We start from the raw sequence: 13,126 nt of genomic DNA, 5'->3' as shown, positions 1-13,126 counted from the left end.
CCTTTTCTTTGCTTACTTTCATTTGGCGAAGCAAAAGAAAGTGAGTCGCCCGCCGGGGCGAGACCCGGCTTGCATGTGAAGCAAAAGTCGATGAAGAAAGTAAGTGGTGGATGTAGTCCACCTGCCGCGGCAACACCCGGCCCCGTCCGGGGAGGACCAACCGAATGCTGACCGTCACCAACATCAACCAGTACTACGGTGGTTCCCACATCCTGCGCGACGTCAGCCTGCAGGCCACGCCGGGCCGGGTCAGCGTGATCCTGGGCCGCAACGGTGTCGGCAAGACCACGCTGCTAAAAAGCCTGATGGGTCTGGTGGCCATCAAGACCGGCAGCATCGAGTTCGACGGCAAACCGATTCACAACGCCACGCCCTATGAGCGCTCGCGCGCCGGCATCGGCTTTGTGCCGCAGGGGCGCGAAATCTTCGCACGCCTCACGGTGGAAGAAAACCTGCGCATGGGGCTGGCCTATAAAAGTGCCAACACCCCGATACCACCCGAGCTGTTCGAGTTGTTCCCGGTGCTGAAACAGATGCGGCAGCGTCGCGGTGGCGATCTGTCGGGGGGGCAGCAGCAGCAACTGGCGATCGCCAGGGCGCTGGCGGCCGGCCCCAAACTGCTGCTGCTGGACGAACCGACGGAAGGCATTCAGCCCAGCATCATCAAGGACATCGGCCGCGTCATCCGCCTGCTGGCCGGTCGCGGCGACATGGCCATCGTGCTGGTCGAGCAGTACTACGACTTTGCGCGCGATCTGGCCGACGACTACCTGGTGATGGAGCGCGGCGCCGTGCTGGCGCGTGGCAAGGGCGCGGACATGGAAGCCGACGGCGTGCGACAACTGGTCGCGATTTAGAACCGCTGCGCCAGCGTCGCACCGGCCTGCGCTGGCTGGTACCGAGTGTGGGTCAACGCACAGACCGGTTTCCCGGCAATTTCAACAATCGGTCGCCAGCAACCGATTTGCTGACATGCCGAATTTTGACTACCCATTCTTCACCCAGCGCGACGCAAAAAGAGGACCAGTTCCATGAACTCCACCGTGAAAACGCTTCGCCTCCTGGGAACGCTGGGCGCCATCATGGTGGCGAATGACCCTTTGCTGGCCCAGGAGAAAGCAAAGAGCCCGGCCGATGGTTACGATATTCACATCGTCGCACCGCATAGACACGAAGACGGCAGCGTGCATGGCCCCTATCACCACTATTGCAAGGCGATCAAGCCCGAAGTCATGCAGTGCCTGATTTTTACGTCGACCGATCCCAATGCCGAACTGGTCGAGATCGAGTACTTTATCGACAAGAAGCTGGTGCGCAGCAACGTGACGTTGGAGCAATGGAACAAGTACTACCATGACCACACTGCGGAAATTGCCACCGGAAACGTGCAAGTGCTCGATCTCCCGCGCCAGAAGGCGAAGGAGATTGCTGCGGCCGCGGCCAAAACCGACGGCATTATTTTTCACCTGTGGCCGCAGGGCGCCAAAGTACCCAACGGCGATGTGACCTTCCCGACGGCCATCAGCCACAAGCGTATGGAGAAGCTCGAAATCCCGCGGTGAGAACTGGCGGGCGCGGATGGCCGGAGATTTGAAATGCGGAGATCACCATGACCCACGATCCGTTCTGTGCAGTGCGGGAATTCCAACTGGCCAGTGGAACGCAATCGCGTTTCTATGCGCTGGCCGCGCTGGAGGCGGCCGGGCTGGGCCGGGTCTCGCGTCTGCCGGTGTCGATTCGCATCGTGCTTGAATCGCTGCTGCGCAACTGCGATGGGCACCGGGTTACGCAAGAACATGTGCGTCAGCTCGCCGGCTGGCTGCCGACGGCGCCGCGCACTGCCGAAATTCCCTTCGTCGTCGCGCGCATCGTGCTACAGGACTTCACCGGCGTGCCCTTGTTGTGTGATCTGGCCGCCATGCGCAGCGTGGCGCAGCGCTTTGGCCGGGACCCGAAAGTGATTGAACCGCTGGTCCCGGTCGATCTGGTGGTCGACCATTCGGTGCAGGTCGATCACTACCGGGTCGCCAACGCGCTGGACCTGAACATGCGTCTGGAATTCCGGCGCAACGCCGAGCGCTACCGCTTCATCAAGTGGGGGATGCAGGCTTTCGATACCTTGCGCGTGGTGCCTCCGGGCATCGGCATCGTGCATCAGGTGAACCTCGAATACCTGGCCCGCGGCGTAGTTCAGAAAGACGGTGTCAGCTACCCGGACACGCTGGTCGGGACCGACTCGCACACCACCATGATCAACGCCCTGGGCGTGGTCGGCTGGGGGGTCGGCGGCATTGAGGCGGAAGCCGGCATGCTGGGGCAGCCCTTGTACCTGCTGACGCCGGACGTCGTCGGTGTGCACCTGCAAGGCCGCCTGCCAGAGGGTGCGACGGCGACCGACCTGGTGCTGCACGTCACCGAGCGCCTGCGCCGGGCCCAGGTGGTGGGCAAGTTCGTCGAGTTCTTCGGCGAGGGCGCGGCAACGCTGAGCGTCCCGGATCGGGCAACGATTTCCAATATGGCGCCCGAATATGGCGCCACGATGGGCTTCTTCCCGGTCGACGCGCAGACTGTCAACTATCTGGCTGCCACCGGCCGCAGCAAAGACGAAATCGATGCTTTCCAGTCCTATTTCAAGGCGCAGGGGTTGTTCGGCATGCCGCGCTCCGGTGACATCGACTACAGCACGGTGATCGAGTTCGATCTGGCCACGGTTCAGGCGTGCGTGGCCGGTCCCAAGCGGCCGCAGGACCGCATCAACCTGGACCAGTTGGAGCAGACCTTTACCCAGCTGTTCTGCGGACCGGTGGCGCAGAACGGCTATGGCCGCACGCCGCAGGAACTGGCGCGGCGCTACCCTCTGACCACATCGGCGCCGCATGCCGCAGCCGCCGCTCCGGGTGCCGCAACCAGCGTCAACCGCAACGAGGCCGAGATGGCGGACCATGATCGTGCCGGCGCCGTGCCGGCGCAGGTGGATGTGCCGGACACGCAGGACATTGGCCACGGCGACGTGCTGATCGCCGCCATCACTTCCTGCACCAACACCTCCAACCCGGGCGTCATGCTGGCGGCGGGTCTGTTGGCGCGCAAGGCGGTGGCACTCGGGCTGTCGGTCGGGCCACGGGTCAAGACCTCGCTGGCACCGGGTTCGTGCGTGGTGACGGATTACCTCGCCAAGGCCGGACTGCTGACTGACCTGCAAGCGCTTGGCTTTGGCGTCGTCGCCTACGGTTGCACCACTTGCATCGGCAACGCCGGGCCGCTCGCCGGAGCGCTGGAAGCGGCCGTTGTCGCGCACGATCTGGTGTGTGCCGCCGTGCTGTCGGGAAACCGCAACTTCGAGGCGCGCATTCATCCTGCGCTGAAAGCCAACTTTCTGATGAGCCCACCGCTGGTGGTCGCGTTTGCCCTGGCCGGGCGCATCGACATCGACTTGACAAGCACGCCGCTGGGCCGTGGCCGCGACGGGCAATCCGTCATGCTGAAAGACATTTGGCCCAGCGGCCAGGAGATCGCGCAGGCGCTGGCACTGGCCACCGATGCGCAGTCCTATCGTGCGCTGTACCGTGATTTCGTTCACGGCAATCCGCTGTGGAACGAGATTGCGACCGAACGCAGCCAGATCTATGGCTGGGCGCCCTCGACCTACATTGCCGAACCCCCGTTCTTTGACGACTTTGCGCTCAAGCCGGTCGGCCTGGCCGACATACTTGCCGCCCGGGCACTGGCGATCTTCGGTGACTCCGTCACGACCGACCACATCAGTCCCGCCGGCGCCATCATGCCCGGTTCGCCAGCCGCCCAGTACCTGCTGGCCCAGGGCGTTGCCGTGCCCGACTTCAATAGCTACGGTTCGCGCCGCGGCAATCACCAGGTGATGCTGCGCGGCACCTTCGCCAACGTGCGCATCCGTAACCTGATGTTCCCGGCCAACGACGACGGCTCGCGGCTGGAGGGCGGGGTCACCCGCTTCCAGCCCGGCGGCCAGGCCATGTCGATCTACGACGCTGCCATGCAGTACCAGGCCGGCGGCACGCCAACGCTGGTGTTTGCGGGTCAGGAATATGGCACCGGTTCCAGCCGCGACTGGGCCGCCAAGGGAACGCGTCTGCTGGGGGTTCGCGCGGTTGTGGCGAAGAGCTTCGAGCGCATTCACCGCTCCAACCTGGTCGGCATGGGCGTGCTGCCATTGCAGTTCCAGGAGCAGGACGGGATCGAATCCCTGGGCATCGTTGGCGACGAGGAATTCCACATCCTCGGCCTGCAAGGCCAACTGCGGCCGCGTCAGGACGTCATGCTGTCGGTGCGTCGGCGCGACGGGTCGCGGCAGCAGGTGACACTCAAGTTACGGGTCGACACGCCGATCGAAGTGGACTACCTGCACCACGGCGGCATCCTGCCCTACGTCTTGCGTACGCTGCTGAACGACAGCGCGACCTAGCGGGACTTCTGAAGCTTTGACTTCAGATCGTCGGCCTTTTCCCGGTCGCCGCAGAGTTCCCGCCGCATGGCGGACAAGGTCAGAGATTGGTTCGCTGGCGCACAGACCCTTCCGGCCTGGGTGCGTATCTTGCCAAGCTTGACAACCGATCCACCTACCCGAGAAAACCCATGCTGAAATCCAGAGAAGGCCAAAAAGTTCCCAACGTCACATTCCCGATCCGGGCCCACGGTGAATGGCAGAAAGTCGACAGCGACAGCTTGTTCAAGGGCAAGACGGTGGTGCTGTTCGCGCTGCCGGGCGCCTTCACACCGACCTGCTCCAGCACCCACCTGCCACGTTTCAACGAGCTCTCCGGCGTCTTCAAGGCCAATGGCGTCGACAGCGTGATCTGCCTGTCGGTCAACGACCCCTTTGTGATGGAAACCTGGAAAGAAGAGCAGCACGCCGAAGGCATCTACTTCCTGCCCGACGGCAACGGTAAATTCACCGAAGGCATGGGCTTGCTGGTGGACAAATCGGACATCGGCCTGGGCCAGCGCAGCTGGCGCTACTCGATGCTGGTGAAGGATGGCGTGATTGAAAAAATGTTCATCGAGCCGCAAGAGCCGGGCGATCCGTTCAAGGTGTCGGACGCCGATACCATGCTGAACTACATCAACCCCAAGGCCAGTGCCCCGCCGCGCGTCACCTTGTTCAGCAAACCCGGCTGCCCGCACTGCGCGCGTGCCCGCAAGATGCTGAGCGACAAGGGCTATCGCTTTGAAGAGATCGAACTGGGCAGCCACGGCATCAGTTACAGCTCGCTGCAAGCGGTGAGCGGGCGCGGCACCACGCCGCAGGTGTATATCGATGGCCAGCACATCGGCGGTGCCGACGACCTGGCCAACTGGCTGGCGAAGTGAGTTCCTGCCCATGAGCCCGTTCCATGTCGATGTCGCCATCATTGGCGCCGGTACCGCCGGCATGGGTGCCTACCGGGCGGCCCGGGCGCATACCGATTCGGTCCTGCTGATCGAAGGCGGCCACTACGGCACCACCTGCGCCCGGGTCGGTTGCATGCCCAGCAAGTTGCTGATCGCCGCGGCGGAAGTCGCGCATCAGGCGCGCCATGCCGATCGTTTCGGGGTCCATGTCAAAGACCTGGCGATTGACGGAGCGGCAGTGCTGTCTCGGGTGCGGCGCGAACGGGACCGTTTTGTCGGCTTCGTGCTGGAGACGGTTGAGGCCATTGCGGCAACCGACCGCCTGGTGGCCAAAGTCACATTTCAGGATGCCAACACCTTGCTGACGGAACTGGGCCAGCGGGTCCACGCCAAGCGCATCGTGATCGCCAGCGGCAGCGTTCCGGTCGTGCCGCCGCTGTTGAAAGAACTGCGCAGGCGCTTGTTGACCAATGAGAGCGTGTTCGAGCTGCCTGACTTGCCGAAGCGCCTGGCGGTGTTCGGTCCAGGCGTGCTGGGTCTTGAACTGGGGCAGGCTCTGAGCCGGTTGGGCGTTGACGTGAAGATGTTTGGCGTGGGCGGCGGTATTGCCGGCATTCATGACCCGGCGATTCGCGACTACGCCAACCAGGTTTTCAACCAGGAGTTCTATCTGGATGCCTCGGCGCAGGTGAAGTCCGTCATTGAATCCACCAGCGGGGTCGAGGTCAATTACCGGCACCGCGACGGCGTCTGGCGAACCGAGCAATTCGACTATGTGCTGGCGGCGACCGGTCGCGCGCCGGATGTCAAAGAGCTGGCCTTGCAAAACACCGGGCTGGCTTTGAATGAGCGCGGCGTTCCCTTGTTTGACCGCTTCACCCAGCAGTGCGGCACCAGCTCGATCTTCATTGCCGGCGATGCCAGCAACGAGTCTCCCCTGTTGCACGAAGCGGCCGATCAGGGCCGCATCGCCGGCGACAACGCGGGCCGTTATCCGGATCTGCGCTCCGGCTTGCGCCGCTGGCCCCTGGCGCTGGTCTTTACCGATCCTCAGGTGGCCTCGGTCGGATTCAAGCTGGAGCAGCTAAACCAGCAGTTCAAGGATCGCTTCGCGGTGGGCCTGGTGTCATTCGAGGATCAGGGACGCAGCCGGGTCATGCTGCGCAACCAGGGACTGCTGAAAGTCTATGCCGAGCTGGGCAGCGGCTTGTTCCTGGGCGCCGAAATGTTCGGCCCGGCGGCCGAACACATCGGCCATCTGCTGGCCTGGGCGGGGCAACAACGCATGACGGTGTCTGGCATGCTGGAAATGCCCTTCTACCATCCGGTGATTGAAGAAGGCTTGCGCACCGCACTGCGGGACCTCAACCATAATCTGCACATCGGCTCGGCTGTGATCGAGCGTTGCATGGATTGCGGGCCAGGTGCCTAGGGCCTGTCAGACACAAAAGCCCGAAGTCTTCCGATCAAGACCACTCAGCAGGCACACTGGCATGACCGACACGCGCACCGAGTCCGACAGTTTTGGCCCGATCGAGGTGCCCAGCAGCGCCTTGTGGGGCGCTCAGACCGCGCGCAGCCTGCACTTCTTCGCCATCGGCGAGCAGCGCATGCCGCTGCCGGTGATCCACGCGCTGGCCTGGCTTAAATGGGCGGCCGCGCGGGTCAACCAGGATCTGGGTCTGCTCGACGCCGACAAGGCGCAAGCCATCGCGCAAGCGGCGCAGCGCGTGGCGATGGGCGAGTTCGACGCAGAGTTTCCGCTCTCGGTATGGCAAACCGGATCGGGCACGCAGAGCAACATGAACGTCAACGAAGTGGTGGCCCGGCTGGCCGCGCGCGCGCTGCACAGCGACAGCGCTACGCCGCGCCGGATTCACCCCAACGACGATGTGAATTTGGGGCAGTCTTCCAACGACGTTTTCCCAAGCGCCATGCACATCGCCGTGGCCGACCAGGCCAGGCGTGGTCTGTTGCCTGGCCTGCGCGATTTGCGCGGCGCGCTGGCGGCCAAGGCATTGGCGTTTGCCGGCATCATCAAGATCGGGCGCACTCATTTGCAGGACGCCACGCCGCTGACGCTGGGCCAGGAGTTTGGTGGCTATGAAGCGCAGTTGGCGCTGTGTCAGCAGAGTATCGAGCACGCCCTGCAAGCCGTGCACGCCTTGGCCATCGGCGGCACGGCGGTCGGCACCGGCCTGAACACGCACCCGCAATTCGGTGCCCGGGTGGCGGCCCTGCTGGCCGGCCAACTGGAACTGCCCTTGGTACAAGCGGACAACCTGTTTGCCGCCATGGCCGGCCATGAAGCCCTGGTGGCCTTGCATGCCAGCCTGCGGATGCTGGCCATCGCCTTGACCAAGATCGGCAATGACATCCGGCTGATGGGCAGTGGGCCGCGCGCCGGTTTGGGCGAACTCCTGCTGCCGCAAAACGAGCCCGGCAGTTCCATCATGCCGGGCAAGGTGAATCCGACCCAGATCGAGGCCTTGACCATGGTTTGCGCCCAGGTCATGGGCCATGACGCGGCGATTGGCTTCGCCGCCAGCCAGGGGCAGTTCGAGTTGAACGTCTACAAGCCGCTGATCGCGCTGGACACGCTCGACAGCCTGCGCCTGCTGGCGGACGCCATGCGCAGTTTTACCCGGCACTGTGTGGACGCTCTGGCGGTCAACACGGCGCGCGTGCAGGAGTTGCTACAGAGTTCACTGATGCTGGTCACCGCACTGACGCCGCACATTGGCTACGACCAGGCCGCGCAGCTGGCCAAGCACGCCCAGCAGCAGGGCCTGACGTTGCGCCAAGCGGCCTTGGCGCTGGGCGTCGTGACGGCCCAGCAGTTCGACGCCTGGGTCGACCCCCGCCAGATGCTGGGGCCTAGCGACAGCACGGCTCAGAGCTGAAAAGCCACCAGGCGCACCACGCCTTCGAGCAACTCGCGCGCCAGTCCGGGTTTGCGCGGCCGGTAGCGCGTGGCGCTCTTTTGTTGCGCCTCTATCCACTGGGCAAAACCGCTCACCACCGATGCTTCGTAGAACGCCACCATCAACTCGAAGTTGACCAACAGGCTGCGCTCATCGAGGTTGGCCGATCCAACCAGGGCCAGGTCATTGTCGAACAGCACCGCCTTGGCGTGAATCATATGGGGCGCCAGCCAGATCCGACCGCCGGCGCCGGCCAACTCGCGCAGCGCGGCATGACGGGCCAGGTCGGCCAGCCTGTGGTTCGACTGGCGCGGCAGCAGCAGGTCGACGGCGACCCCGCGCCGCGCCGCCAGCGTGAGCGCCATCAACAGCGTCGAGTCCGGCACGAAATAGGGGGTGACCGCCAGAATCCGGTTTTGCGCCTGGAAGCAGCCTGAAACCAGCAGCGTGTAAATGGTGTCGTCGGTCTGGTCCGGACCACTGGCCACCAGCCGCGCGCCCGAGTCCGGGGCAGCAGCGCTGCCGGCGCCGGGTCGGGTCACGCCGGCCAGCGTTCCCTGGGTTGCGAAAATCCAGTCCTGATCGAATCTCTGTTGCGCCTGCGCTGCCACGGCGCCGCGCAAGGCGAAGCTCAGATCGATCCAGGCCGGCTTGCTGCGCAAGCGCCGCGGCTCACCTGCAAAGTACTCGGCGGCCAGGTTGCGCCCGCCGCACCACAGCCACTGGCCGTCGGCGATTACCATCTTGCGGTGGTTGCGCAGGTTGGTGCGGCCGCGCAAGGCCGAACGCAGCGGCGAGACAAACAAGGCCACCTGCACACCGGCGGAAGCAAGGCGTTTCAAATCCGGCCGGCCACCCAGGTAGAAGCCAATGCCATCGAGCAGCAGGCGAACCCGCACTCCGGCGCGGGCACGCTGCATCAGAAGCTGGGCGATTTCATCGCCAACCCCATCACGTCCCAAAATGAAAGTGCACAGATCGAGCGTCCGGCTGGCGCCCATGATGATCTGCCGCAAGGAATCAAGCGCGTCCTGGCCATCCTGGTGGATCGCCAGCTGCTCGACGGTGACGCTGTCCGGCAGCCCGATGGCGGCGGCAAGTTGCCGGCTTCGGCTGGCCGGTGCGGGCAGCTCGCCGGCCGCGCGCAGTGCCGTCGGGGCTGCCAAACCTTGGCGGTAGCCGACGATCTTTCTATTGCCCAGCATCAGGTACAGCGGCAGCGCCAGGTAGGGCAGCAACAGCAGCGAGATAACCCAGGCAATGGCGGCGGACGGATGGCGCCGCTGCTTGCGCGCGTGCGAGGCGACGCTGTAAAAAGTCAAGCCCACTAACACCACCAGGCTGTGCAGACTTACCCAGTGAAAAGCCGACAAGTGGTTCAGCAGGGTCATGTGAGGGCCGTTCAGTGAGCCGGGCTGTTTCAGGTCGACCAGATGCGCGGACTCGGTGCTGGCAGTCCCCAGAAGTGCTGGCGCCAGGCGGCCCAGAGCCGGCGCAGCAAGTCCATGGCCGGCTCCACCAGAGGGGCCAGCAACCTGACCACGACGACCTGGGCATCGGGGCTGCTGGCGCCGGCCAGATGACGCAGCGGGTGCGCCGCAATCACCTCACGCGCCACCTCCAGAGATCCTTGGCGACGTTCTCGCGCCAGACCACTGCCGGTGACAAAGAAAATGGAGGCCAGGCAGCGTTGCCCGGCCAATCCCAGTGGGCTGTTCATCAGGCGCAGGTCCTCGGCCGCGATGCGACCGCGCTCCAACCAGACCCCGGGCAGCTCGATGTGTTGCAGAAAGCTCCCGCTCTCGAACGGCTGGCCGGCGTGCGGCAGTCCCAGCGCGGTGACGTCCCAGCCGATGAACTCGGCCTCTGGGCTCAACGCCAGCGTCAGCTGGTTTTCGGCCAGGCACTGGTTGTAGCAAAGGGCTTCCAGCGGCAGCCATTCAAGACGCGCCTGGTCTGCCAGGGTGATGTGGGTGTGCTGCACCGCCAGCTCGCCATTGGAGCGGTAAAAACGGGTTGCGCCCGGCGTGGTGATCAGACCGTGGGCGGCGCCGGCGCCGTTGATCCGCAGATCGAGTGTGTCGCCGCCGACCAGCCCGCCGGGCGGATGCACCAGTACGTTGTGGCACACCGCATCGCCCTCAGGGTACAGGCTTTGCAGAATGCGCAAAGGTCCGCTGTGACTGTGCCGGGCCACCGTGCGGGCGGCCTCCAGACGGTAGTCGAGTTGAAGTTGGGCGTGCCAGGACATTGCCGCAGTTTACCGGTGTGTCTGCCAGGGAGGGCACATAAAAAAAAGTCCACCAGAGCATGCGCTCTGGTGGACAAACCCTTAGAGAAATATGGTTGCTATCGATCTGCCGCGCCGGCCCGGGCCGCGCGGCAGATGGCCGGCTTAGCGGCTGTAAGCGGTTTCGCCGTGCGAGGTGATGTCCAGACCTTCGCGTTCGTCTTCTTCGCTGACGCGCAGACCGAGGGTCAGGTCGACCAGCTTGTAGGCAACAAAGGAGACCACGCCCGACCAGACGACGGTGGTCAGCACCGCCTTGAGCTGGATCCAGACCTGGTCCGCCACCGGCACCGACGACACCGCAGCCGTGACCCAGTCGCCGACCAGGCCGGGGCCACCCAGTGCCTGGCTGTTGAAGACGCCGGTCAGCAGGGCGCCGACGATACCGCCGACACCGTGCACGCCGAAGACGTCCAGCGAGTCGTCGGCGCCCAGCATTTTCTTCAGGCCATTGACGCCCCACAGGCAGGCGAAGCCAGCGACGAAGCCGATCACGATGGCGCCCATCAGGCCGACGTTGCCGCAAGCCGGGGTGATGGCCACCAGACCCGCCACGGCGCCGGAGGCAGCACCCAGCATGGAAGCCTTGCCGCGCATCAGCGCTTCACCGAGGCACCAGGCCAGCACTGCGGCCGCCGTGGCCGAGAAGGTGTTCATGAAGGCCAGCACGGCGGTGCCGTTGGCTTCCAGGGCCGAGCCGGCGTTGAAGCCGAACCAGCCGACCCACAGCAGGGAGGCGCCGACCATGGTCAGTGTCAGGCTGTGTGGGGCCATCGATTCCTTGGCATAGCCGGTGCGCTTGCCCAGCACGAAGGCACCGACCAGGCCGGCCACGGCGGCGTTGATGTGGACCACGGTACCTCCGGCAAAGTCCAGCGCGCCCCACTGCCAGATCATGCCGGCCTTGGCGTTCATGGCGTCAACCACGCCTTTGCTGGTGTAGGCATCGGGACCCATCCAGAACCACACCATGTGCGCGATCGGCGTGTAGCTGAAGGTGAACCACAGCGCCATGAACAACAGCATGGACGAGAACTTGATGCGCTCGGCGAAGGCGCCGATGATCAGGCAGCAGGTGATGGCGGCAAAAGTGGCCTGGAACGCCATGAACAGCAGTTCCGGAATCACCACGCCCTTGCTGAAGGTGGCGGCATTGGCGAACTCTCCCTTCATCGGATCGAACAAGCCTTTCATGAAGAGCCGATCGAAACCGCCGATGAACTGGTTGCCCTCGGTGAAAGCCAGGCTGTAGCCGTACAGGCACCACAGCACCACGATCATCGAGAAGGTGACGAACACCTGCATCAGGATCGACAGCATGTTCTTGCTGCGCACCAGGCCGCCGTAGAACAGGGCCAGACCGGGGATCGACATCATGATGACGAAGGCGGTGGCCACGATCATCCAGGCCACGTCGCCCTTGTTGGGCACCGGAGCTGGCGCCGCGGCGGCGGAAGCGGCGGCTGCCGGAGCGGCCGCGGTGACCGCGGCCGGTGCCGCGGAAGCAGCCGCTTCAGCCGGCTTGGCGGCCTCCGAGGCGGCGGCGGAAGGTGCCGCCGGCGTCTGTGCCAGCGCGATGCTGCCGCCAGCCAGCAGGCTCAAGCCCAGGGCCAGGGAAAGAAGTAATTTTTTCATGTCGGTGTTCTCCTGATCGGGGTTAGAGCGCTTCCTTGCCGGTCTCGCCGGTGCGGATGCGTACGACTTGCTCGAGGTTGTAGACAAAAACCTTGCCGTCACCGATCTTGCCGGTGCGGGCCGCGCTCTCGATGGCCTCGATGACGCGGTCGACCAGCTCGTCGACGATGGCCGCCTCGATCTTGACCTTGGGTAAAAAGTCGACCACGTACTCGGCGCCCCGGTACAGCTCGGTGTGGCCTTTTTGACGGCCAAAGCCTTTCACTTCGGTGACGGTGATGCCCTGCACGCCGATCGCCGAGAGCGCTTCGCGCACCTCGTCGAGCTTGAAGGGTTTGATGATGGCAGTTACGAGTTTCATGCGTTCTCCTAATGGATTGACGACGGGGCGAAATCAGAAGCTGTATTTGAGGCCGACGGTGACGACGCTGTCACCCAGGAACTTGCCCTTGCTGTCGGTGTAGAACGGCTTGTCGGCATTGGTGCCCATGGCGGCCACCGAGACCGCCAGGCCATTGCCGAAGTCTTTCGCCAGGGTCAGCGCGTAGTCGGTGTAGTCGCCGGCGTTGTTGGCGATATTGGGAATCGATTGGCGACCGATATGCGGCGTCAGCGAATAGCCGTTGCCCAGATCGAAGGTGGCCGCCAGTTCGAAATAGGCGCTGCCCGAGCTGTTCGGATTGGCAATGAAATTGCCGGCGCTGCGGCTGTATTTGGCGGTCACCGGGCCGTAGGTCAGGGCACCGTAGAACTCGGTGGTGTTGGCGTTGGTGGTGGCCGTGTTGCCGGGGTACTGGTAGGTGATGAGGCCCAGGTCATAAGTGAAATCCTTGCTGATTTCGCCCTTGTAGCCGCCGTACAGATCAAGCTCCACAGAGCCGTCGGTGGCGCCGGCGTAATCCTTGATCCA

Annotated in this window: 11 protein-coding genes; 6 read left to right on the top strand and 5 right to left on the bottom strand. The window is 64.2% G+C overall.

The annotated features are described in order from the left end of the window. Positions 1 to 164 precede the first annotated feature (164 nt). From urtE to fumC, 6 genes are all read left to right on the top strand, one after another. Positions 165 to 857 carry an urea ABC transporter ATP-binding subunit UrtE gene (urtE, locus tag PHS32_RS14605; RefSeq protein WP_301079760.1) on the top strand — a complete coding sequence of 231 codons (693 nt, stop codon included), beginning with the start codon at positions 165 to 167 and terminating at the stop codon, positions 855 to 857. Between the two features lie 174 nt (positions 858 to 1,031). Next, positions 1,032 to 1,562, top strand: a complete 531-nt coding sequence (locus PHS32_RS14600; protein WP_301079759.1) for a DUF1264 domain-containing protein — start codon at positions 1,032 to 1,034, stop codon at positions 1,560 to 1,562. Positions 1,563 to 1,609: 47 nt separating this feature from the next. Continuing rightward, complete coding sequence (gene acnA / locus PHS32_RS14595; protein WP_301079758.1) at positions 1,610 to 4,441, top strand: aconitate hydratase AcnA; 2,832 nt, start codon at positions 1,610 to 1,612, stop codon at positions 4,439 to 4,441. 170 nt (positions 4,442 to 4,611) lie between these two features. Further along, the gene (locus tag PHS32_RS14590; RefSeq protein WP_301079757.1) at positions 4,612 to 5,346 is read left to right on the top strand and encodes a glutathione peroxidase; all 735 of its coding nucleotides are present in this window, start codon (positions 4,612 to 4,614) and stop codon (positions 5,344 to 5,346) included. A 10-nt stretch (positions 5,347 to 5,356) separates the two neighbouring features. After that, on the top strand, positions 5,357 to 6,799 hold the full coding sequence (locus PHS32_RS14585; RefSeq protein WP_301079798.1) for a dihydrolipoyl dehydrogenase: 1,443 nt from the start codon (positions 5,357 to 5,359) through the stop codon (positions 6,797 to 6,799). A gap of 61 nt (positions 6,800 to 6,860) precedes the next feature. Then, positions 6,861 to 8,270: a class II fumarate hydratase gene (gene fumC / locus PHS32_RS14580; protein ID WP_301079756.1), complete on the top strand. Its 1,410-nt coding sequence runs from the start codon at positions 6,861 to 6,863 to the stop codon at positions 8,268 to 8,270. Here the strand turns inward: fumC and PHS32_RS14575 are convergent. The 5 genes from PHS32_RS14575 to PHS32_RS14555 form a co-directional block, all read right to left on the bottom strand. Then, complete coding sequence (locus tag PHS32_RS14575) at positions 8,261 to 9,682, bottom strand: phospholipase D-like domain-containing protein (protein ID WP_301079755.1); 1,422 nt, start codon at positions 9,680 to 9,682, stop codon at positions 8,261 to 8,263. The genes fumC and PHS32_RS14575 overlap by 10 nt on opposite strands. 29 nt (positions 9,683 to 9,711) lie before the next feature. Beyond that, the gene (locus PHS32_RS14570) at positions 9,712 to 10,542 is read right to left on the bottom strand and encodes an urease accessory protein UreD (protein WP_301079753.1); all 831 of its coding nucleotides are present in this window, start codon (positions 10,540 to 10,542) and stop codon (positions 9,712 to 9,714) included. Between the two features lie 144 nt (positions 10,543 to 10,686). Further along, positions 10,687 to 12,216, bottom strand: coding sequence for an ammonium transporter (gene amt, locus PHS32_RS14565; RefSeq protein ID WP_301079751.1), 1,530 nt, complete (start codon positions 12,214 to 12,216; stop codon positions 10,687 to 10,689). Between the two features lie 22 nt (positions 12,217 to 12,238). Next, entirely contained in the window at positions 12,239 to 12,577 is a 339-nt protein-coding gene (gene glnK, locus PHS32_RS14560; RefSeq protein WP_301079749.1) for a P-II family nitrogen regulator, read from the bottom strand. A gap of 33 nt (positions 12,578 to 12,610) precedes the next feature. Next, positions 12,611 to 13,126, bottom strand: a 516-nt coding sequence (locus PHS32_RS14555; RefSeq protein WP_301079747.1) for a TorF family putative porin, incomplete at its 5' end; no start/stop codon positions are given.

Origin of the sequence: Rhodoferax sp., assembly GCF_028714215.1 — a bacterium.
GTDB lineage: Bacteria > Pseudomonadota > Gammaproteobacteria > Burkholderiales > Burkholderiaceae_C > Rhodoferax.
Note: the sequence above shows the minus strand (reverse complement) of the source record. Positions and strands in the feature narration are given on the sequence as shown.

Coding starts and splice junctions, on each gene's coding strand:
- urtE (WP_301079760.1), top strand. CDS start 165: ATGCTGACCGTCACCAACATCAACCAGTACTACGGTGGTTCCCACATC.
- PHS32_RS14600 (WP_301079759.1), top strand. CDS start 1,032: ATGAACTCCACCGTGAAAACGCTTCGCCTCCTGGGAACGCTGGGCGCC.
- acnA (WP_301079758.1), top strand. CDS start 1,610: ATGACCCACGATCCGTTCTGTGCAGTGCGGGAATTCCAACTGGCCAGT.
- PHS32_RS14590 (WP_301079757.1), top strand. CDS start 4,612: ATGCTGAAATCCAGAGAAGGCCAAAAAGTTCCCAACGTCACATTCCCG.
- PHS32_RS14585 (WP_301079798.1), top strand. CDS start 5,357: ATGAGCCCGTTCCATGTCGATGTCGCCATCATTGGCGCCGGTACCGCC.
- fumC (WP_301079756.1), top strand. CDS start 6,861: ATGACCGACACGCGCACCGAGTCCGACAGTTTTGGCCCGATCGAGGTG.
- PHS32_RS14575 (WP_301079755.1), bottom strand. CDS start 9,682: ATGACCCTGCTGAACCACTTGTCGGCTTTTCACTGGGTAAGTCTGCAC.
- PHS32_RS14570 (WP_301079753.1), bottom strand. CDS start 10,542: ATGTCCTGGCACGCCCAACTTCAACTCGACTACCGTCTGGAGGCCGCC.
- amt (WP_301079751.1), bottom strand. CDS start 12,216: ATGAAAAAATTACTTCTTTCCCTGGCCCTGGGCTTGAGCCTGCTGGCT.
- glnK (WP_301079749.1), bottom strand. CDS start 12,577: ATGAAACTCGTAACTGCCATCATCAAACCCTTCAAGCTCGACGAGGTG.